Source organism: Rhizobium sp. UGM030330-04 (assembly GCF_003208455.1).
GTDB classification, from domain to species: domain Bacteria; phylum Pseudomonadota; class Alphaproteobacteria; order Rhizobiales; family Rhizobiaceae; genus Agrobacterium; species Agrobacterium rhizogenes_A.
Genome location: NZ_QKML01000009.1, coordinates 97,564 through 119,119, shown reverse-complemented (window position 1 = coordinate 119,119; position 21,556 = coordinate 97,564). Strand labels below are relative to the sequence as shown.

Below are 21,556 nucleotides of genomic sequence, written 5' to 3'. Positions count from 1 at the left end.
CCTAGAGAGAATTTTCCGGAAGCGCTGTTCCGGCGGGTTGGTCACACAGCCGCTTTCCCATGGCTACGAAAGGGGAAAGCCGCTTTAAAAGCTGCTCGAAATTATCGAAAGGGCGTAGCGCCGAGGCCCGGCCCATATTGACGATGGCAACCGCCATCATGTCGGTGTCGATTGCGAAGGGGTAATCCTGCTCGCCATCCTCCTTCTCGCCGACAAAATAAACCATCTTGTTCGCGAGACTCGGAGCACAGAGAAGCAGGCCTTTTTCCGCCATGAAGGGCCAGTCTTTCTCACCCTGCATCCTCGCAATCTTCTGGCTGCGAAAATCCCTGGCCTCGGGAATGACGCTGCCGACGGGCACGGCCACGGCCACGCCTGATATGGTGATCGCAAGCATGGCCGCCGCCAGCATCAATGCGCCACCGCGGCAGCGGCAGCCTCATCGATAAGACGGCCGGTGCGGAACCGGTCGAGCGTCAGCCCCGCCGCCAGACGATGCGGTTCGCCGCGCGCAATGAGATGCGCGAAAAGATTGGCCGAACCCGGCGTCGCCTTGAAACCGCCCGTACCCCAGCCGCAATTGACGAAGAGGTTCGGCACCGGCGTCACGCTCTGGATCGCCGAGCGGTCGGGCGTGTTATCGGTGATGCCGCCCCATTGCCGCATCATCTTGACGCGGCGGAAGATCGGGAACAGCTCGCAGATGGCGTCCAGCGTATGGGTGATGATCTGCAGGCCGCCGGTCTGGGAATAGGAGTTATATTGGTCGGTGCCGGCGCCGATGACCAGCTCGCCCTTGTCGGATTGCGAAATATAGGCGTGGACCGTGTTGGACATGACCACGCAGGGGAAGATCGGCTTCAGCGGCTCCGACACCAGCGCCTGCAGCGGGTTGGAATGCAGCGGAACGCGGACATCCGCCATCTTCATGATGACGGAGGAATGACCGGCGGCGGAAACGCCGATTTTTTTCGCGCCGATGAAACCGCGATTGGTCTCCACACCCGTCACCGCACCGTCCGGTCCACGGCGAATGCCCGTGACCTCGCAGTTCTGGATGATGTGCACGCCGCGGTCGGAGGCCGCGCGGGCATAACCCCAGGCCACCGCATCGTGGCGCGCCGTGCCGCCGCGGCGCTGGAGGGCAGCGCCGTTGATCGGATAACGCGCATTGCCTGATATATCGAGCGGCGGGCAATAGGCTTTCGCCTGCTCCGGCGTCAGCCACTCATTGTCGATGCCGTAGAGACGATTGGCATTGATATGGCGGCTGAAGGACTGCCGATCATGGATATTGTGCGACAGCATCATCACGCCGCGCGCCGAATACATGACGTTGTAATTGAGATCCTGGCTCAGGCCTTCCCACAGTTTCAGGGAATGCTCATAAATATCCATGCTCTCTTCATAGAGATAGTTGGAGCGGATGATGGTGGTGTTGCGGCCGGTATTGCCGCCGCCGAGCCAGCCTTTTTCCAGAACCGCGACATTGGTGATACCGTGCTCCTTGGCAAGATAATAGGCGGCACCGAGACCGTGGCCGCCGCCGCCGATGATGATGACATCGTAATCCTTGCGCGGCTCGGGTGAGGACCATTGCGCATCCCACCCCTTGTGACCCCTGAGCGCCTCGCGCGCCACGGCGAAAACGGAATATTTGCGCATTCGCAGTCTGCTCCTTAAGAACCGGCCTGATGCCGGAAGCATGGTTCCGGCCCGTATCATACACATGGCAAATCGGGATGGGAGGCAATATCCATTTTGCGACGCCGCAATGCTTTTGTTTCGACATCGCAGGCACATTGCCGGGGAGGCTGCATTTTACAGGCTGATTCTGCGCTACCGGCTGGACTTGCTGCAAATGATCTGTTATTGCACGTCACCAATCGCCCGGCTCGACAGCCGAACGAACGATTTTTTATTTGCGTGCGAATGCCTTATTCACATAGCAAATTAACCAAACCAAAGGAACGGGATTCACGTGCAGGTACTAGTCCGCGACAATAACGTTGATCAGGCGCTCCGCGCCCTGAAGAAAAAGATGCAGCGCGAAGGCATTTTCCGTGAAATGAAAATGCGCGATTACTACGAAAAGCCCTCCCAGAAGCGCGCCCGCGAAAAGGCTGAAGCCGTTCGCCGCGTTCGCAAGCTGGCACGCAAGCGTGCACAGCGCGAAGGTCTGGTTGCAGGCCCCCGCGCAGGCCGTTAATAGGCCGTCTTTTGGACGTTTTTGAATGCTTGTTGGGCGGGGGCGATCAATTCGCCGCCGCTCTTTGTGTTTGTGGCCGGAGAACGCTCTTGAAAACGACCGTGAGACCGGCCTGCGAGGGAACCCACACCGAATGATCGCTGTCGACGCCTGTGTTGTGAAAAACTCCGATGCCTCCACGCGCCGGGTGCCATTGAAAAACAACAGAGGGTTCCGCGCTTCTCTGGTCGTCTGTACCGTCCTTGCCGGTCTTTCCGGCTGTGCGACATCCAACCAGACGGAAGATGTCTTCAGGATCGACCGCGCCCAGGGTTCGCAGGAAAACATCGCCTCGCTCACCTCGGTCATCAACGCCAATCCGCAGGATCCCGAAGGCTATAACGTCCGTGGCTCGGCTTACGGCCGCGCCGGCGATTCGCGCCGCGCCATCGAGGATTTCAACAAGGCGCTGCAGCTCAACCCGCGCTTTTATCAGGCCTATGCCAACCGCGCGCTGGTCTATCGCAACTCCGGGCAGCAGCAGCAGGCCCTGCAGGACTACAACGCCGCCCTGCAGATCAATCCAAGCTACGATGTAGCGCTGATCGGCCGTGGCAATCTTTACCGCCAGTCCGGGCGTGTGAACGAAGCCTTCAACGATTTCTCCCGCGCCATCGAGCTTGAAACCACCGATGGACGCGCCTGGCACAATCGCGGCCTGATCTACCAGCTGCGCAACCAGCATGCCCAGGCCATCGAGGACTTCTCCAAGGCAATCTCGCTGTCATCGACATCGCCGGAGCCCTATAACGGCCGCGGCCTTTCCTATGTCGCGCTGAATGACGACGAAAACGCCTTCGCGGATTTCAACCACGCCATTTCGCTTGACGACAAGGTGGCGGAATCCTGGGCCAACCAGGCGCTGGTCTATGAGCGTCGCGGCGAGATGGCCAAGGCCGCCAAGTCCTATTCGCACGCGGCACGGCTCGATCCAAAATACAAGCCGGCGCTCGATGGCGTTGCCCGCACACGCGGCGCCAGCGCTTCCTGAAGCCAGAAAAAGGCTGACAAAAAAGCCGGCGGTGCAAGGCACCCGCCGGCTTTTTTATGGGAAAAGCGCAGGCCTCAATGGCTGTCGCGGCGCGCCTCGGGGGCGGCGGCACCCGACCACAATTCGGCCTGCACGGCGTTTTGAAATTCCATGACCTCGCGCCGCATGGCAGCGTCCTCATAGCCCAATCCCGTCAGATAGGCGGCCAGCTCGCGGCATTCCCTGCGCCAGAAATCATTCGCCTCCACACCATGCAGACGGTCAAGCATGGTTGCGCACCGTTTTACATCGGCAATGCGGTTCTTTGCCGGAAAGGCGATTACTTCTGAACTCGTCGTCACGCGGGCACCCTGCTCTTCGAGGAATCAATACCGACTTTTTAAAGGCGAGATGGTTAACGAAGTCTGCAGAGCGATGGAGACAGCCGGCAAAGGCCGGCCGGAGAGCGATTCTTCGCCTGTTCGGAGCGCAAAATCATGTTTCAAGGTCGCCCCGACCGGGAGGAATCATCGATTACCAAGGAATTTACCAATCAAGATTACCGAAATTTCATGCCGCGGCAGATAGAAGAAGTATATGTGTGTTGAAACAACACCAGTCTCATCGTATATTTCTTGCAAAGAAAAAAAATGCCGCAGCGCAGCCAAAAATGGAGAAATCGTTCTCGGGAGGAGAGCACCATGTATGCACCTCGTGTTTTTTTCAGCATGATCGGTGCATTGCTTGCCTTTGCAGTTGCCACATACTTCATTCACGGATCTTTCTATACGGCATTCATCCAGACGCTCATCTGTGCCGTCATTCTGCAAATCGGTTATTTTATTGCGATTCTCGTGCTCGTTGCCCGCGAAAAGCGGCGGATGCGGGAAACCTTCGCGCGCGAGCGCGGCGCCGAGACACTGCAGGCCGACACGGCCAAGAGCCCGCCGCCGCATGGCGCCAAACTGACGGATATGTAGGCTTAACGCGCCGGCTTTTATTGCGTCGCAAAAAAATCGCTTGCATCCACACCCATGACACTTTCTGCTGGCCAAATCCTGACGGTTCGTCAAAGCAGAAGGACAACACATGGTGAGCGGTTCACAGCCCATTTGCGTCATCATCGCTGCGAAAAATGCATCCGAAACGATCGATATCGCCATACGCTCCGCACTTGTCGAGCCGGAGGTCGCCGAAGTCGTGGTCATCGACGACGGCTCCACCGATACGACAAGCGATGTGGCACATGCGGCCGATGACGGTACCGGCCGTTTGCGGGTCGTGCGATTCGAGGTCAATCGTGGCCCCTCGGCTGCACGCAACCATGCGATTTCGATTTCATCGGCACCGCTCATCAGTATTCTCGATGCGGACGACTTCTTTTTCCGGGGCCGTTTCGCCGCCATGCTGGCCGATGACGACTGGGACCTCGTGGCCGACAATATCGCCTTCATCCAGCAGTCGGTTCCGGGCGCCTCCTCCATGCAGCCTGCCCGTTTCGAACCCCAGGCCCGCTATCTGTCACTCACGGAATTCGTGGAAGGCAATATTTCCAGGCCCGGCATCGAGCGCGGGGAAACCGGGTTTCTGAAACCCGTGATACGCCGCGCTTTTCTCGACAAACATGCGCTGCGTTATGACGAAGCCATGCGGCTCGGTGAGGATTACGAGCTTTACGTGCGCGCACTTGCCGCCGGCGCCCGTTACAAGGTTATCCGCCATTGCGGTTACGGCGCGATCATACGCGGCAACTCGCTGAGCGGCCGCCACAGCACCGAGGATCTCCGCCGCCTATACGAGGCGGACAAGGCCATACTGGCCGGCTGCAGGCTTTCCACTGCGGAAACCGCGATCCTGCGCGAACACGAAAAACACATCCGCGCCAAATTCGAGCTTCGCCATTTCCTCGATGCGAAAAAGCAGAAGGGCATGGGCGGCGCGCTGAGCCACGCCCTTACGCGGCTGCCCGCCCTGCCCGCCATAACGCGCGGTATCTGGACCGACAAGACCGCCCGATTCCGTAAATCCCCGCCGGTGCGGGATGTGCGTTATCTGCTGGACGGTACGCCGGTTTCGTAGGGGCAGATTCACTGCTGCAAGAACGACGACAAGTCGCCTTTCGTTCCTCCGTCATGCCGGTCCCCGGAACTAGCCCGAGGATGATCCGGCATCCAGCCACGGCGCGTCTGCGCCGTGAAAGAGTCTTTCGCGATCAATGACTTGATCACGCTGGACCCCGGATCAAGTCCGGGGTGACGGCCTGCGGATTCTCCGCTTTCGCCAAACACATAGGTACCGCTACACCTTGTCCCTGGCGCGAAAGGAAGCACCACCGCCGACTATGTTAGATCACCCTCAGAGATAATCCCGCTTCACCGTTTCCAGAACGGCGGCAAAACGCTCCTTGCGTTCCTCCAGCCGGCCATCCGGGCTGAGGCGCGGTTCCGCGCGGCTTGCCTGCCAGAGCGCCAGCGTGGAAGGCGCGGCCAGCACCTGCTTGGCCAATTTACGCAATGACCGGGACTGCGTTTCCTGCGGCCGCACCAGCACGTCGCCCTCATGCGCCGGGCCCTCATACGCCGGAACGGAACCGGTCTCGGCAATGACGGGTCCCGCCGGCGGCGGGAAGCTCATGCCCCAGAAGCGCGAGCCCTTTTTCGCCGCCTCGGCGCGGGTCGAAACCGGCACGTAGCGCGGCTGATAATCGACGCCCACGCTGCCGGCCCAGTCGCTCCATTTGAAGCTGTTGATCGACGGCGAGGTGCTGACCGCGACCCATGGCACGCGGAAGGCATCGGCAAGGATTGCGCCATGCATGGATTCGGCAACGATGAATTCCGACTGGGCGATGGCGCGGATCACCGCTTTCGCCTCGCCGCGCGGGTCGAGATAGGTCAGTCCCGCCGGTTCGCAGACGGTTTCCCACATGCCGAATTCCGCCGATTCCCAATGGGGAACGAAGGTCTTCTTGTAGAGCTTCGGCAGACCTTTGAAATCAGGCATCTCGGTGACCATGACGGCCGGGTCGACGATGCCCTTTTCAGGCGCGAGCCCCAGTTTGGCGGCGGTTTTTTCGCCGCGCACGCAGCGAATATCCCAGAACTCGGTGCTGGTATCCGGCACCGCGCCATAACCATAACCGCTGCCGATCACCAGCTTGCGCTGCCTTGCGGGCAAAAGAACGTCGTTCAGCACGGTGCCGACGCCGACGAGCATGACATCGTCATGCACATCGCGCAGGCCCGGAAGCAGAAAATCCCACAGCCACAGGTTGAGATCGTCACCGAAATTTCCGTGATGAGATTCCCAGTGGTAAGGTTTCATGAGGTCACTCCTGGGTGAAAAAACATATAAATTCTTGCGGGCGAGAATTCGCTCATCTGGAGCGGACGATTTTTCCAGCACCTAGCTCGAAAGCGGCGCGCAGCAGTGCCGGATCGCGCATCGCCCATTTCAGGAGCAGCCCGAATTCGGGCGCCTTGCGCCGTTTCAGATTGCCCGCCTGGCTCCACAGCGCCTGTTTACGTGCCGTGTTTTTATAGGAAGCGATGGAGGCGACATCGTCCGGCCGGCGTGAAAAACGCCCCTCCAGCGTATCGAGCGCCACCCAGGTATTGAACTGCTGGCGCAGGAATTCCGGCGAGGTATTGTCGATGCTGTGGAAGATATTGACCCCCATGCCGCGCATCGCGCCGGCATCGTCACACAGAAGCGTGCGCTTCGATGCGAGGATGGAATCGCAGAAAAACAGCACGTCTTCCGCCGCCAGACGAAGCGCCGGGTCGAAGCGGATTTTCTCAAAAAGAGGACGGCCGATCACCATGCAGGAGAGATGCAGGAAGCTCCAGTTGCGCAGCATGACGCTGGCGAGATCCGGCAGTTCGATCACCAGCGGCTTCTCGGAAAGCCGTGCCGCGCCCTCATTCTTCTCCAGCTCGGAAATGGCGAAATGATAATAAAATTCGTCACTTGCCTGCATGGATGCCCAGTAACACTCGCCGCCATAGGTCTGAAGCGCGAAGGCCGCATTCTGCAGATGATCGGGTGTCCAGATATCGTCGGAATCAAGAAAAGCGACATAGTCGGTGCCGTCAGGCACATTGTCCAGACCGGTGTTGCGGGCGCCGCCCGGGCCGGCATTGGCCTGCTTAATGACGAGAATCCGGTCTTTCTCACCCTGCGAAAGTTCCGCAAGTTCCTGATCGATCGGGTATGGCGATTCGTCATCGACGATGACAAGATCGAAATCCTGGTAAGTCTGCGCAAAAACCGATGCGAGTGCACGTCCAAGGACACCGTGCTGCTTTTGGTAGTAGGGAATGACGACAGTAAATCTTGCCATTGTTTCGCCCCTTGCGTTGATCAAGAAGTGTCGGGCCCGATCCTAAAAGCGGCCCCGATGGTATCGGCAACTCCCAACCGGCTTTCCTCCCGCCGGCCTCCAGAAACAGGATGCTTGTATGCCCCCAGCGCCAAATGTAAAGACCATCACCACGAATGTCGGCTGGAGCGTTTTATCAAAAACAGGGACATTCGGGCTTAAATTTGTCACGGTCCCCATTCTCGCAAGACTGCTTTCCCCGGAGGAATTCGGGGTGGTGGCGGTAGGACTAACGGTTGTACAGTTCCTGACGATGATCGCCGGCGCGGGGCTGACCTCTGCCCTCATCGTCGAAAAGGAAGAGGATATGGAAACGATCCATACCGTCTTCTGGGCCAATCTGGCGATCTCCTGCACCATGGCCGCCGCCCTCTACATCTGGGCAGAGTTTTTCGGCGGGCTGCTGGGCGCGGTGGAAAGCGCTTACCTGCTGCGCATCATGGCGTTCCTCATTCCGCTGCAGCTTGCCGGCGATGTCGCTTATTCGCTGCTCGCCCGGCGCATGAATTTCAGCAAGGACGCGCTCTGGAGCATGGCGTCGGAAAGCATCGCGGCCATCGTCGCGGTGGCGCTCGCCTTCATGGGCTTCGGCGTCTGGGCACTCATCATCCAGCTTTTTGCCGCGGCCCTCATCCGGCTTGTCGGGCTTTATGCCGTTTCCCGCTATTGCCCGCGCTTCGTCATGAAACCGCGCCGGCTGGTGCCGCTTCTCGGCTTCAGCTCGGGGCTGATGGGCTCGGAAATCGCCAATTTCGTCACCTTCCAGTCGCCGATGGTGGTCATTGCCCGCCACCTGGGGCTGGCGGATGCCGGCGCCTATTCCGCCTCCAACCGCTTTGCCAGCATTCCCAATCAGGTGGTTCTGTCGGCCGTCATGGGTGTCCTGTTTCCCGCCTTCAGCCGCATGATGGATGATCCGCAGCGCCGGCGCGATGCGCTGATGTTCAGTACGCAGGTGCTGACCGTGCTCTTGGCACCGATGATGTTCGGCCTCTGGGCGGTGGCGGAACCCGCCATGCTTGTCATCTTCGGGCAGAACTGGGCCTATGCCTGGCCTGTCCTCGGTCTGCTCGCCCTGTCCAAGGCCATTCTGACGCCGTGCAGCACCTTCATCCCGTATTTGAAGGGTGCAGGTTACGGCCGCGTGCTGTTCTGGTCGGCGACGATCCGCGCCATCGTCACCACCGTCGCGGTCTGGCTCGCAGCACTTTATGGCACCCTGATCGACGCGATGGTGTGGCTCTGCATCGTCAATGCGGTAACGCTGGTCGCCTATTCCTGGGCCGTGTTCAAGGCAAGCGACACGCCGTTTTTCCGCGGCCTTTATGTCAGCAGCAGGCCGATGATCGCGGCGCTCATCATGGCCGTTGCGGTTCGCCATCTGCTGCACATTCTGGCTGAGCGCATTCCCAATGCCACCCTTCAGGTTCTCATCGGCGCTGCCGTCGGCGGCCTCATCTATGCGGTGCTGATCCTGCTGACCGAACGAGCGCTGCTCGGGAAAATTCTCGGAATGGTCAAATCGCGGCGCATGCGGGACACTGCAACCCAAGGTTAGTCAAGCCACAGGAAAACGCGCCTCATTTCTGCCGTTAACCAACCTTTTCCGCGGTGATTTCCCTCACCGCGGCAAGGTCGGATAGCCGTTCATTTTGCAGCGCAGCATCACGACAAATGACAATTTCACACGCTTGAGCGATTTTTAATATTGTCCAGATTTATGAAAAAATAAGTTATATCAGTATCTTGATTTTTCGAAGCGGCGAGAATGGCCGAAACGCCAGACATTCACCCGCAAAATCTAAGCTTGTGTTTTTCCCGCGTCGCCACATTTTATCCCAAAGTCGAAACCAGACTTTCCAGTGCGGGCTTAAGTTCGCTCTGGTTGCAACGCGGCGTGGGTGGACGCCGCCCAATAGGGGTGACTGATGTGACTGTCGATCAGAACCTATCCTCCCGTATCAATTTGATGCGCATATTGCTGATTTCAGGAATCGTGTTCGTTCATGTGCCGCACGATGCCGAAACCAGCCCCTTTCTCGGCCTTTATGGCTTCTTCGACTGGCTGCGGGTTTTCCTGGGCGATGCGCTGTTCCGCATCGGCGTGCCCTGTCTCAGCGCCATTTCCGGCTACCTGCTGTTTCGCCGCGGCATGAGCGGTTTCGATTATCCCGCGACGATCCGTTCCAAGTCGAAAACCGTGCTGCTACCCTTCCTTCTGTGGAATGGAGCGCTGTTTGCCGCCGTGCTGCTGATCCAGCTGTTCGATGTCGGTGTGGGTTATTTCCCCGATCTGTGGAATGCCAGCCCGCGTGAAATCATCAGCCATGGAACGGCGCTTGAGGAACTGCCGGTGAATGTGCCGCTGTATTTCCTGCGCGATCTCTTCGTCTGCATCCTGCTGTCGCCGGTGCTCGCTTTTCTGATGCGCCGTTTCGCGCTGCCGACGCTTGCCATCCTGCTCGTCATCACCGCCATGCCTGACCTGACGATCTTCATCGTCCAGAAGAAATCCATCCTCTTCAGCTTTTCGCTCGGCATCGCGCTCGCGCTGCACCGGGTCGATGTCAAGGCGCTTGATCCCTACGCCTTGCCCATCATGGTGCTGACCTTCGCCGCCTCCGCCATATTGGCCACCGGCCTTTATTTCACCGGCCCGGAATTCACCTTCTGGCTGAACATCTCACGCAATCTGCTCGCGGTCTTCGGCGCACTCGGTTTCTGGGTTTCCTCTGCCATCCTGATCCGCAGCCGGCTGGGTCAGCGGCTTGCCGAAACCGGCAGCCTGAGCTTCTGGATTTTCTGCGCTCATTACCCCTTGCTCGTGATCATGTGGATGATCTGGAACAAGGGCGGGCCGGACTTCTATCCTGCCTTCTATATCAGCGCGACGCTTTCCGCCTTCGTCATTCTGGTGATCAGCAATGCCCAGATCCGCAAATACCTGCCCGCCGTTTATGCCGTACTGACCGGAAGCCGCAGCGGCAAACGCAAGGCCAGCGCCGAACTCACGGCAAAACGGCCCGCCACGATAGGCCCGCCGAAATCCGAAACGCTTTATTCGCAACGACAGAGGTGAACCAATGACAACATTTGTCACCCGCGTTCAGACACGCATTTTTCTTGCCGCAGCCCTTTCGGCCACCGCTTTTGCAGCACCGGTCCACGCGCAGGAAGGCAACGGCACATCCTTCATCGAGAATTTCGATTCCATGGACCGGTCCTTCTGGTACGTCTCAGACGGCTGGAACAACGGTTCGCATCAGAATTGCACCTGGTCAAAGAAACTGGCGACGGTGGAAAACGGCCAGCTCACGCTCGGTTTCGAGGAAGCCAAGGCTGGCGATCGTAACTTCGCCTGCGGCGAGATCCAGACCAAGGGGCGTTATCGCTACGGCACCTATGAGGCACGGATGAAGGCCGCCACCGGCTCGGGCCTGAACTCCGCCTTCTTCACCTATATCGGCCCGACCGACAAGAAGCCGCATGATGAAATCGACTTCGAGGTTCTGGGCAGGAATACGGGCCAGGTGCAGCTGAACCAGTATATTTCCGCCAAGGGCGGCAATGAGAAGCTGGTGCCGGTGGAAGGCGGAGCCGATGCCGGTTTCAACGATTACGCCTTCGTCTGGGAGCCGCAGCGCCTGCGTTATTACGTCAACGGCAATCTCGTCCACGAAGTGACCGACGAGACGAAAATCCCCCAGAATGCCCAGAAGATTTTCTTCAGCCTGTGGGGCACCGACACGCTGAAGGACTGGATGGGCCGTTTTTCTTATGCCGGACCATCGCAGATGACCGTTGACCGTTTTGCCTTCACGGCGCTCGGCGACAAATGCCAGTTCCCGGAATCCATCGCCTGCGCCCTCAACTGATTTTTTGAAGCAAATCGTACGCCGCGGCGTCTCCGACGCATGAACCAACCGGACCCTTGCATGACCCATGTTCTATATCTCGCGCATGATCTGTCGGACCCCGCCATTCGCCGGCGGGTGCTGACCCTGCTTGCGGGCGGGGCGCGGGTGACGCTGGCCGGCTTCCGGCGCGGACAGAACCGGCTGGCAGAGATCAAAGGCGTCGTACCCGTCGCGCTTGGGGAAACCGCCGACGGACAGTTTCTGCAACGCATGGCGGCGGTGGCGAAAGCCAGCCTTTCGCTCGGCAAGACATTGAGCGGCATCCCCGCCCCCGATGTCATTCTTGCCAGAAACCTGGAAATGCTGGCGCTGGCAAAGCGCGCCATGTCGATCTATGCCGGGCAGCCGGCGCTGGTTTACGAGTGTCTCGACATTCACCGCCTGCTTCTCAACAAGGGCAAGCCCGGACAGATGCTGAATGCCGCGCAGCGTTATTTCGCCCGCGACGCCAAGCTGCTGATCACCAGTTCTCCGGCATTCGTGGAGAATTATTTCAAGCCCGTCTCGGGCCTCGGCCTTCCCGTCCTGCTGCAGGAAAACAAAGTGCTGGCGCTTGACGCCACCGTTGCCGCCACGTCGCAACCGCGCCCGCCCGCCCCGGGTGAGCCATGGAAAATCGGCTGGTTCGGCGCGCTTCGCTGCCGCAAATCGCTAGAAATCCTTGCCGAATTCGCGAAGCGCATGGAAGGCAGAGTCGAAATCATACTGCGCGGCCGACCGGCCTATTCGGAATTTTCAGATTTCGACGGCTTCGTGGCTGGCGCTCCGCATGTGCATTTCCATGGGCCTTACAAAAACCCCGAAGACCTCGCCGCGATCTACAACGAGGTGCAGTTCACCTGGGCGATAGACTTTTTCGAGGAAGGCCAGAATTCCAGCTGGCTGCTGCCCAACCGGCTGTATGAGGGCTGCCTTTATGGCGCCCTGCCGATTGCGCTTGCCGGCACAGAAACCGCCCGCTTCATCGAAAAGCGCGATATCGGCTTCGTCCTGCAAAATGCCGGCGCTGACGATCTCGCCGCGCTGTTTAACCGGATGAACCCGCAAACCTATGCGGATGCCTTCAACACCCTCTCGGCACTCGACAGGAAACAATGGCTGACCGACCGCGACGATTGCCGTCTGCTGGTGCAGCAATTGTCCTCTCTCGCCAAATCCGCTTCCGGCCATGCCCGCGAAGCGCAGTTTTCACCCGTGTAGTGCGTAGGGGGCAAATCATGGAAGGTCTTGGTCATTCCGGCATCAGAACGCTGATCGTCATTCCCTGCCTCAATGAGGCGAAGACGATCGAGGGGCTGCTTGTCAAATTCACCGGCGCGATGCAGGGGCGTCTTTTCCGCATCGTGGTTGCCGATGGCGGCAGCACGGATGGAACCCGCGATATCGTTACCGCCTTTGCGGCGGCGGATGACCGCGTGACGCTTCTCGCCAATCCGAAGCGCATCCAGAGCGCCGGCATCAACCTTGCCGTCGCCACCTTCGGCGAGGATTTCGATTACCTCATCCGCATCGACGCCCATGGCGATTATCCCGACGATTATTGCCAGCGGCTGATCGAGGATGCCGAGCGCACCGGCGCGGATTCCGTCGTCGTCGCCATGGATACCGTTGGCCACGGCCTGTTTCAGAAGGCGACGGCCATCGCCCAGAATTCCAAGCTCGGCAATGGCGGCTCCAAGCACCGCGAAGGCGCGAAAGGTCACTGGATCGACCATGGCCACCACGCGCTGATGCGGATCGCCGCTTTCGACGCGGTCGGCGGTTATGATGAAAGCTTCAGCCATAATGAGGATGCCGAACTGGATTTCCGCCTGCGCAAATCCGGTTTCCGCATCTGGATGACCGACAAGACCCGCATGACCTATTATCCGCGCGCGAGCGTCATGCCGCTCTTCAGGCAATATCTCGCCTATGGCCGCGGCCGGGCGAAGAACCTCCTGAAACACCGCTCCATCCCGAAAATCCGCCAGATGATTCCGCTGGCCGTGCTGCCGGTCTTCATCTTCGCCTTGCTGTCGCTTGTGCATTGGGCGGCACTTATTCCGCTCGGCCTCTGGATCGCCGCATGTGTGGGTTATGGCTTGTGGATGGCAATAGGTCAGAAAAACCCATACGGCCCGCTCGCCGCCTTTTCGGCGATGGTGATGCATCTGGCCTGGTCCACCGGCTTCTGGCTGGAACTCCTGAAATTCCGGGGAAGAAAGGCTGTCTCATGACCGACAACACCGTCACCCGCCCGCATGATTCGAAAACCGTCGATATCGGCATCTGCACCTACAGACGCCCCGCACTCGTCGCCACACTTCTGTCACTCTTCGAACTGGACGTGCCGGAAGGCGTGAAAGTTCGGCTGATTATTGCGGATAATGACGAGGAGCCGAGCGCCAAGGCCAGTGTGGACCGCCTGCGCGAAACAGCACCCTTCGAGATTACCTATGTTCATTGCCCGAAATCGAATATTTCGATTGCCCGCAATGCCTGCCTGTCGGAATGCAAGGCGGATTATCTGGCCTTCATCGACGATGACGAAACCGCCCCACCGCACTGGCTCACCGCCCTTCTGGAAAAAGCCGACGAGACCGGTGCGGAAACCGTTCTCGGCCCCGTGACGGCGGTTTACCGGGACAATGCGCCGGGCTGGATGAAACGCGGTGATTTCCACTCGACCGTTCCGGTCTGGGTCAATGGCGAAATCATCACCGGCTATACCTGCAACACATTGCTCAGGATGGATGCGCCCTCGGTGAAGGGTCGGCGTTTTGCGCTGGCGCTCGGCCAGAGCGGCGGCGAAGACACCCATTTCTTTTCGCATCTTCACGCCGCAGGCGGCCGCATCGTTTTTGCGGAAGATGCCATGCTGTCCGAACCGGTGCCGGAAAATCGCGCCAGCTTCATGTGGCTTGCCAAACGCCGCTTCCGCTCCGGCCAGACCCATGGCCGCGTGCTGGCGGACAGGAAACCCGGTGTACGCCGCGTGGTGCAGGTGCTGAAGGCAGGTTCGAAAGTGCTTTATTGCGCCGTCTTCGCCGCATTGAACGGTTTCAACGCCGTGCGCCGCAATCGTTATGCGCTGCGTGGCGCGTTGCATATGGGCTCGATGAGTGGCGCTTTCGGCGTGCGTGAAATCCGCCAGTATGGCGCGGTGGAGGCGACCTGATGGAGAACCTTGCCCCGTCGCCCGATATCAGCTTCGTCATCGCCGCCTATAATGCCGCCGATACGATCGAAGCCGCCGTTCAAAGCGCGCTCGACCAGCAGGGTGTGACGCTGGAAGTGATCGTCGTCGACGACCGTTCCGCCGATGACACCATTGCGCTCGTGGAAGGTATCGCCATCATCGACCCGCGCGTCCGTCTGCTTGCACTTGCCGAAAATCTCGGTCCGGGCGGTGCGCGCAATGCCGGCATCGAAGCCGCGACCGGACGCTGGATCGCCGTACTCGATTCCGACGATGTCATTCGCCCGGAACGTTCCGCCTGCATGATGTGCCGGGCGGAAGCCGCCAGTGCGGCGATTGCGGTCGATAATCTCGATGTGGTCTATACCGACGGCAGGCCCATGGAGACGATGTTTCCGGAAGAATTTCTGGAGGAACGGCCGGTTCTCACGCTTGAGGACTTCATTTCCTCCAACATCCTGTTCCGCGCCACCTTCAACTTCGGCTACATGAAGCCGATGTTCCGGCGCGACTTCCTCAATGCCGAGGGGCTGCGCTTCCGCGAGGATATCCGCATTGGCGAGGATTATATCCTGCTCGCCTCGGCGCTCGCCGCCGGCGGCCTCTGCGTCATCGAACCCAAACCGGGTTACATCTACAATATCCGCGAAGGTTCGATTTCGCGCGTGCTCGAACTTCATCACGTCGAAGCGATGATGCGGGCGGATCAGGAATTCCTGAGCCATTACACTCTGCTGCCCGCCGCCATGGATGCGCAGCAGGCGAGAAGCCGCAGCCTGCGGCTGGCGCATAATTTTTTGACATTGGTGGAAAACATCAAGCGCCGCTCGGTACTCGGCGCCTTGAAGACCACGATAAGGGATCCTGCCGTGCTGGGGCATTTGCGAATGCCCATTGCAGTGCGGCTGAGGAGGCTGCGGGACGCCATGTTTGCACCTGCGGCGAATACAGGGGTGAAAAGACAGATTTCGTGAAATTTGCGCGTGGACGAAATCTGCGCGGGGACTGGGGACAGATCAAACCTTGATGAAGGAGAACGCGATGGACCTGAACAAAACTGTCAGAAAAGCCGTCATTCCCGTAGCTGGCAACGGCACACGGTTTTTGCCCGCCACCAAGGCGATGCCGAAGGAAATGCTGACGATCGTGGATCGTCCGGTCGTGCAATACGCCGTTGACGAGGCCATGCAGGCTGGCATCGAACACATTATTTTCGTGACGAGCCGCAACAAGACCGCCATCGAAGACTATTTCGACAGCGCGCCGGAACTCATCAATACGCTCACCCGCTCCGGCAAGACCGTGCAGGTGCTACAGCTTGAAAAGATGCTGCCGGTTGCCGGCACTGTCAGCTATACGCGCCAGCAGGTGCCGCTCGGCCTCGGCCACGCCGTCTGGTGCGCGCGCGAACTGGTGGGCAAGGAGCCTTTCGCCCTGCTTCTGCCTGACATGGTTTCCTACGGCGCACGCGGCTGCATCGCTGGCCTGATGGAGCTTTATGACGAAGTCGGCGGCAATATTCTCGGCGTCGAGGAGTGCCTGCCGGAAGAAGTCTCGTCCTATGGCGTCGTCGGCGTCGGCCAGAAGGTCAATCATGGCTTCGCCGTCACCGAAATGGTCGAAAAGCCGGAACCATCCAAGGCGCCTTCGAACTATTACCTGAATGGCCGTTACATCCTGCAGCCGGAAATTTTCGATATTCTCGCCAAGCAGGAGCGCGGCGCGGGCAATGAAATCCAGCTGACCGACGGCATGAAGCGGCTTGCCGAAAAACAGTCTTTCCATGCGCAGAAATATAGCGGCCGCACTTTCGACTGCGGCAGCAAGCAGGGCTTCATCGCCGCCAACGTCGCCTTCTCGCTGCTGCGCGCCGACATGGAGGCGCAGGTTCTCGCTTCCGTGAAGGAACTGGTGGCAAACCACGAAAGCCGCGTCCAGGCGGCCTGACTTTAATCGCGCCGCCGGGGGAGGCGGCCGGCGCACCAATAACGGGGGGCGGGAAGGCGAGCATTGTTCGGCTTCCCGCGTACCATTTTAATTCACAAGGTAGGTCCATGCACCACAAGACCTTTAAATCCAACATCGGTTTTCCGGAGTCCGGCAAGGATTCCGACACGTTCATCGACCTCGACCGCCTGTGGGCCGCCGTGGTGCGCCGTGCCAATGTCATTGCCGCATCGGTCATCGCCGCCGTGGTTCTGGCCGGCCTTTATCTGGTGCTTGCGACCCCCGTTTACACCGCGATGACGCAGGTGCTGCTGGATGAGAGCCTTTCCCGCTATGCGGAAGAGGAATCGCCGGTGCCCGCCGCGCAGATCGTCGACAACCGCATCGCCAGCGCCGTGGAAATCTTGAAATCCAAGGAAATGGCGCTGACGGTGGTCGACAAGGCCAAGCTCGATGAGAACGACATCATCGTCAATCCGCCGATGTCGCCGGTCGAGCTCGTCAAATCCTCCGTGCGTGGCATTCTCGATCTCGTCCTGCCGGGCGATCCGCCGGTCTCCGAAGCCGCAATCCGCGCCGGACGCCGCGAAAAGGCCGCCGCCGTTCTGCAGCAGTCGCTGACGGTGGAACGTGTCGGCCGCAGCTCGGTCATTGCCATCTCCACCCGCTCGACCGACCGCCAGCTTGCCGCGCAGATCGCCAAGACCTATGCGCAGGCCTACCTCACCGAACAGCTGAATGCCAATTTCGACGCCAGCGAGCGCGCTTCGGTATGGTTGCAGGAACGCATGACGGACCTTAACCAGCGCGCCCAGGCGGCTGAACTGGCGGTGCAAAAGTTCAAGTCGGACAACAACATCGTCTCCTCGCGCGGCGAGTTGATGTCCGAAGGCCAGCTTGCCGACCTGAACGGCCAGTTGATTGCCGCTCAGGCCGATGCCGCGACGGCCTCTGCCCGTTACAACCAGTATAAATCGATCATTGACCGCGGACCGGATGCGGCTGTCGACAATGCCGTGGTTTCGGCCCGCGACACCGACAACTCGGTCATTCAGGATCTGCGCAAACGCTACATCACCATTTCCGACCGGCACCAGGGCATCGTCCAGCAATTCGGGGCCGATCACCCGCAGGCGGTCGCGCTGGACGCCGAAAAGAAAGAGGTTTCGCGGCAGATTTATCAGGAACTGCAGCAGCTGACCGGCAGCCTGAAGAACGAATACGACGTCACCAATTCCCGCGTGCAATCGCTGCGTGACAATATCGATCGTGTTGCAGGCCGCAATTCCGAAGCCAACATCACCATGGTCCAGCTGCGCGAACTCGAGCAGCGGGCAACGGCACTGCGCACCCTCTACCAGTCCTATCTCGGCCGCTTCGAGGAAGCATCCCAGAAGCAGTCGCTGCCGATTGCCAAGGCGCGCATCATCTCCGAAGCAGGTCTGCCGACATCGCCTTCCAGCCCGAAAAAGACCATGACCATGGCGCTTTCGGTCATCCTCGGCCTGATGCTGGGCGGCGGTATCGCAGCGCTTCTCGAGTTCCGCGATCGCTTCTTCCACACCGGCAACGATGTGCGTGACAATCTGCGCATGCGTTTTCTGGGTTACCTGCCGTTTATTGGCGAGAGGGGCGTGGAAACCGCAAAACCCGGCACCAGCGCCGCCACCCCCGGCAGCGAAAACGCCACGCTTGACGAAAGCGGACAGGTTTCGTTCCAGAAAATGCTGCGCCTTGCTGTCGACAGCCCGCGCTCCAGCTTCGCCGAGACGCTTCGCAATGTGAAACTCACGGCCGATGTCGTCATTCAGGAGCGCCAGTGCCGGGTCATCGGCGTCATTTCCTGCCTGCCGAACGAAGGCAAGTCGGTCGTGGCGCTCAATCTCGCCGGGCTGATCGCCTCCACCGGCAAGCGCACGCTGGTGGTGGATGCCGATATCCGCAATCCCGGCCTCAGCCGCATGTTGACGACACGGCAATCCGCCGGCCTGGTGGAAGTCGTGCTCGATGAAGTTCCGTGGACGCAGGCGGTGAAGGTCGATACGCGCACGAAGATGGGCATCCTGCCGGTTTCCACCAGCAACCAGTTCGCCCATTCCAGCGAGCTGCTCTCCTCCTCCGGCATGCGCAAATTCATCGAATCTGCCCGCGAAGCCTGCGATTACATCATCGTCGACCTGGCGCCAGTGGTTCCCGTCATCGACGCCAAGGCCTTCGCGCCGCAGGTGGACGGTTTCGTGTTCGTCACCGAATGGGGCAAGACGCCGATCCAGATGGTGCAGAACCTGATGGCGAACGAACCGCAGATCGCCAACAAGACGCTGGGCATCGTGCTGAACAAGACCGACATGACGGAATTGCAGCGTTATGCCGGCCCCGGCGGTTCAGAGCATTATCACGAGAGCTTCTCTGCCTATTACGGCGACGCAAAGCCGCCGGTGAAGGAAAACGCGTGATCGTGAAACGGCCCGGTGAAAACCGGGCCGTTTTATTCTGTTGACGATTCCAACGACAAACCGATGGTATTGCCCGCCGAAATTGCGCATTGATGGCGTAAGGCTAAAATCGCAAGCAGGATCAGTCCCATGCCATCACCCATCGCCTTTGTTTCGCGGATGAATGCGGAAGCGGAGGCCGTCTGGAAACAGGCGCTGCGCGCCGCCATGCCGCAGGAGGAAATCCTCTCCTTCGCCGAATTGACCGACGACCAGAGACGGGCCGTGGATTTCGCCATCGTCGCCAATCCAGATCCGGCCGATATTGCCGCACTGCCGGGCCTCACATGGATCCACAGCCTCTGGGCAGGCGTCGAGCGGCTGGTGCTGGAGCTGGGCGACAAGGCCCCGCCCATCGTCCGCCTGAAGGACCCGGAGCTTTCGCGCGTCATGGCCGAAGCGGTACTGGCATGGACCTATTATCTGCAGCGCGACATGCCGGCCTATCGCGAAAACCAGCAAAAAGCCCTCTGGCAGGAGCTGGACTACCGCCATCCGGGCGAGATGACCATCGGTCTCCTCGGCCTCGGGGCACTCGGCACGGCCGCAGCGGAACGCCTCACCCATGCCGGGTTCAACGTTGCCGGCTGGAGCCGCTCGGCCAAGGCGATCGCGAACGTGGAAACGCTGACCGGTGACGATGGGCTGCAGGCATTGCTGGAAAAAAGCGATATCCTCGTCTGCCTCGTGCCGCTCACCGATGCGACGCGCGGTTTGCTCGATGCTCGCCGTCTCGCTTCGATGAAACAGGGAGCAGCGCTTGTCAATTTCGCCCGTGGCGCCGTGATCGTCGCCGACGACCTGATTTCCGCACTCGATTCAGGCGGGCTCTCGCATGCCGTTCTCGATGTCTTCGAACAGGAACCGCTGCCTGCCTCTTCGCCATTCTGGCGGCACGCGAAAGTCACCGTCCTGCCGCATATTTCCGCGCCGACGAGCCGGGAAAGCTCTGCGCGGATCGTGGCCGGCAATGTTCGCACATGGCGCGAGACGGGCAAATTGCCGGAAACAGTCGACATGGCGCGCGGTTACTGAACCGGCAGCAAGAGGCGGGCGGCCTATTCGGCCGCCACCACCCTGCTTGGTGGCACCAATTCGGTATCCCGACACCACAGATATGGAGATCGCACCCGCCAGATCGGGTCATTGATTGACAATTGCCATCCTCAATACGCCAGAAATTGCCGCAAACGGAACGGCCACAAAGGAATTATTAAGCCTCAATACGGGCGCTGACGGTCGCGGTGCCGTCCGCGCCCGGGTCTTCGCCACACCGCGACCAGAGGGAACAACAATGAAAATACTTTTGGGTGCCACAATTCTTTCCGCCGGCTTCGCCTTTTCAGGCGGCGCAGCCCTTGCCGCCGACTGCGGAAACGTGACGATCGCCAGCATGAACTGGCAATCCGCCGAAGTCGCCGCCAATCTCGACAAGTTCATTCTTGAAAATGGCTATGGATGCTCCGCCGAAATCGTCACCGGCGACACCGTGCCGACATTGACCTCCATGGCCGAAAAAGGCCAGCCGGATATCGCGCCGGAAGCCTGGGTCAGCCTGCAGCCGGAAATCGTCAAGCAGGGGCTGGAAGGCGGCAAGGTCGTCGCGGCTGCGAAAATCCTCTCCGACGGCGCGGTCCAGGGCTGGTGGATCCCGAAATATGTCGCCGAAGCCAATCCTGACCTCAAGACCATTCCGGACCTTTTCAAGCATCCCGAACTCTTCCCCTCGCAGGAAGACAAGGCAAAGGGCGCTGTCTTCAACGGCCCGCAGGGCTGGGGCGGCACCGTCGTCACCGCGCAATTGTTCAAGGCCTTCGGTGGTGAGAAGGCCGGCTTCACCCTGGTCGATACCGGCTCCGCCGCAGGTCTCGACGGCTCCATCGCCAAGGCTTACGAGGCCAAGCAGCCATGGGTCGGTTATTACTGGGCGCCCACCTCGCTGCTCGGCAAATATGAGATGGTGAAGCTCGGCTTCGGCACGGACTATGATGCGGCCGAATGGAAGCGCTGCACCTCGATTGCCGATTGTCCGGACCCGAAGCCGAACGCCTGGCAGGTGGACGATGTGCAGACGCTGGTCAGCAAGACCTTCGCCGACCGTGCCGGCCCGGCCATGGATTATCTGAACAAGCGGGCCTGGACCAACGACACCGTCAACAAGCTGATCGCCTGGATGACCGACAACCAGGCGACCGGCGAAGATGGCGCCAAGCACTTCCTGAAGGAAAACGAGGCTCTGTGGACGGGCTGGGTGTCTCCTGACGTCGCGCAAAAGGTCAAGGCCGCCCTTTAAGGCGGATCCGACACATCTGCCCGGCACCCGGCGTTCGTCACAGGCGGCGCCGGGCGGCATCGATGCCGAAAACCACGCGGTTTTCTGAGGGCGCGATGCACCGGCTCAACATGATGGAGCGTTCAGC

The 21,556-nt window shown here is 59.9% G+C and carries 20 protein-coding genes; 15 read left to right on the top strand and 5 right to left on the bottom strand.

Features of this window, described 5'->3' with window-relative positions; genetic code table 11:
- Position 1 precedes the first annotated feature (1 nt).
- On the bottom strand, positions 2–412 hold the full coding sequence (locus N434_RS15280) for a hypothetical protein (protein ID WP_181423992.1): 411 nt from the start codon (positions 410–412) through the stop codon (positions 2–4).
- Positions 412–1,665 carry a sarcosine oxidase subunit beta family protein gene (locus N434_RS15275; RefSeq protein ID WP_065116312.1) on the bottom strand — a complete coding sequence of 418 codons (1,254 nt, stop codon included), beginning with the start codon at positions 1,663–1,665 and terminating at the stop codon, positions 412–414. Before N434_RS15275 ends, N434_RS15280 begins: the two co-directional genes overlap by 1 nt.
- 316 nt (positions 1,666–1,981) lie before the next feature.
- Between N434_RS15275 and rpsU the strand changes: the two genes are divergently transcribed.
- Together rpsU and N434_RS15260 are read left to right on the top strand one after the other, a co-directional pair.
- Complete coding sequence (rpsU, locus tag N434_RS15265; RefSeq protein ID WP_003508541.1) at positions 1,982–2,209, top strand: 30S ribosomal protein S21; 228 nt, start codon at positions 1,982–1,984, stop codon at positions 2,207–2,209.
- A gap of 133 nt (positions 2,210–2,342) precedes the next feature.
- A complete protein-coding gene (locus N434_RS15260; protein WP_110759053.1) occupies positions 2,343–3,239 on the top strand; it encodes a tetratricopeptide repeat protein in 897 nt (298 codons plus the stop codon).
- 74 nt (positions 3,240–3,313) lie between these two features.
- On the opposite strand, the gene N434_RS15255 is transcribed toward N434_RS15260, so the two are convergent.
- Positions 3,314–3,580, bottom strand: coding sequence for a DUF6074 family protein (locus tag N434_RS15255; protein WP_065116310.1), 267 nt, complete (start codon positions 3,578–3,580; stop codon positions 3,314–3,316).
- 339 nt (positions 3,581–3,919) lie between these two features.
- Between N434_RS15255 and N434_RS15250 the strand changes: the two genes are divergently transcribed.
- Together N434_RS15250 and N434_RS15245 are read left to right on the top strand one after the other, a co-directional pair.
- Entirely contained in the window at positions 3,920–4,198 is a 279-nt protein-coding gene (locus N434_RS15250) for an exopolysaccharide production repressor protein (protein WP_065116309.1), read from the top strand.
- A gap of 109 nt (positions 4,199–4,307) precedes the next feature.
- A complete protein-coding gene (locus N434_RS15245) occupies positions 4,308–5,297 on the top strand; it encodes a glycosyltransferase family 2 protein (protein WP_110759051.1) in 990 nt (329 codons plus the stop codon).
- A gap of 276 nt (positions 5,298–5,573) precedes the next feature.
- Here N434_RS15245 and N434_RS15240 read toward each other — a convergent pair whose 3' ends face one another.
- Together N434_RS15240 and N434_RS15235 are read right to left on the bottom strand one after the other, a co-directional pair.
- Positions 5,574–6,542, bottom strand: a complete 969-nt coding sequence (locus N434_RS15240; protein WP_110759050.1) for a polysaccharide pyruvyl transferase family protein — start codon at positions 6,540–6,542, stop codon at positions 5,574–5,576.
- Between the two features lie 52 nt (positions 6,543–6,594).
- A complete protein-coding gene (locus tag N434_RS15235; protein WP_059755880.1) occupies positions 6,595–7,560 on the bottom strand; it encodes a glycosyltransferase family A protein in 966 nt (321 codons plus the stop codon).
- Between the two features lie 118 nt (positions 7,561–7,678).
- Between N434_RS15235 and N434_RS15230 the strand changes: the two genes are divergently transcribed.
- The 11 genes from N434_RS15230 (at position 7,679) to N434_RS15180 (ending at position 21,429) form a co-directional block, all read left to right on the top strand.
- Positions 7,679–9,157: a lipopolysaccharide biosynthesis protein gene (locus N434_RS15230; protein ID WP_110759048.1), complete on the top strand. Its 1,479-nt coding sequence runs from the start codon at positions 7,679–7,681 to the stop codon at positions 9,155–9,157.
- Between the two features lie 372 nt (positions 9,158–9,529).
- Entirely contained in the window at positions 9,530–10,678 is a 1,149-nt protein-coding gene (locus N434_RS15225; protein ID WP_077768045.1) for an acyltransferase family protein, read from the top strand.
- 4 nt (positions 10,679–10,682) lie between these two features.
- On the top strand, positions 10,683–11,474 hold the full coding sequence (gene exoK, locus N434_RS15220; protein WP_110759047.1) for an endo-1,3-1,4-beta-glycanase ExoK: 792 nt from the start codon (positions 10,683–10,685) through the stop codon (positions 11,472–11,474).
- A gap of 60 nt (positions 11,475–11,534) precedes the next feature.
- A complete protein-coding gene (locus tag N434_RS15215) occupies positions 11,535–12,716 on the top strand; it encodes a glycosyltransferase family protein (RefSeq protein ID WP_110759045.1) in 1,182 nt (393 codons plus the stop codon).
- 17 nt (positions 12,717–12,733) lie between these two features.
- Complete coding sequence (locus N434_RS15210; protein ID WP_110759044.1) at positions 12,734–13,732, top strand: glycosyltransferase family 2 protein; 999 nt, start codon at positions 12,734–12,736, stop codon at positions 13,730–13,732.
- A complete protein-coding gene (locus N434_RS15205) occupies positions 13,729–14,673 on the top strand; it encodes a glycosyltransferase family 2 protein (protein ID WP_110759042.1) in 945 nt (314 codons plus the stop codon). Before N434_RS15210 ends, N434_RS15205 begins: the two co-directional genes overlap by 4 nt.
- Positions 14,673–15,668, top strand: coding sequence for a glycosyltransferase family 2 protein (locus N434_RS15200; protein WP_110759041.1), 996 nt, complete (start codon positions 14,673–14,675; stop codon positions 15,666–15,668). The genes N434_RS15205 and N434_RS15200 overlap by 1 nt, the downstream gene beginning before the upstream one ends.
- 67 nt (positions 15,669–15,735) lie before the next feature.
- Positions 15,736–16,641: a UTP--glucose-1-phosphate uridylyltransferase gene (locus N434_RS15195; RefSeq protein WP_026363575.1), complete on the top strand. Its 906-nt coding sequence runs from the start codon at positions 15,736–15,738 to the stop codon at positions 16,639–16,641.
- A gap of 107 nt (positions 16,642–16,748) precedes the next feature.
- Complete coding sequence (locus tag N434_RS15190; RefSeq protein ID WP_110759039.1) at positions 16,749–19,097, top strand: polysaccharide biosynthesis tyrosine autokinase; 2,349 nt, start codon at positions 16,749–16,751, stop codon at positions 19,095–19,097.
- Positions 19,098–19,226: 129 nt separating this feature from the next.
- Entirely contained in the window at positions 19,227–20,171 is a 945-nt protein-coding gene (locus tag N434_RS15185; RefSeq protein ID WP_110759038.1) for a 2-hydroxyacid dehydrogenase, read from the top strand.
- A 259-nt stretch (positions 20,172–20,430) separates the two neighbouring features.
- The gene (locus N434_RS15180; protein ID WP_110759036.1) at positions 20,431–21,429 is read left to right on the top strand and encodes an ABC transporter substrate-binding protein; all 999 of its coding nucleotides are present in this window, start codon (positions 20,431–20,433) and stop codon (positions 21,427–21,429) included.
- Positions 21,430–21,556 lie beyond the last annotated feature (127 nt).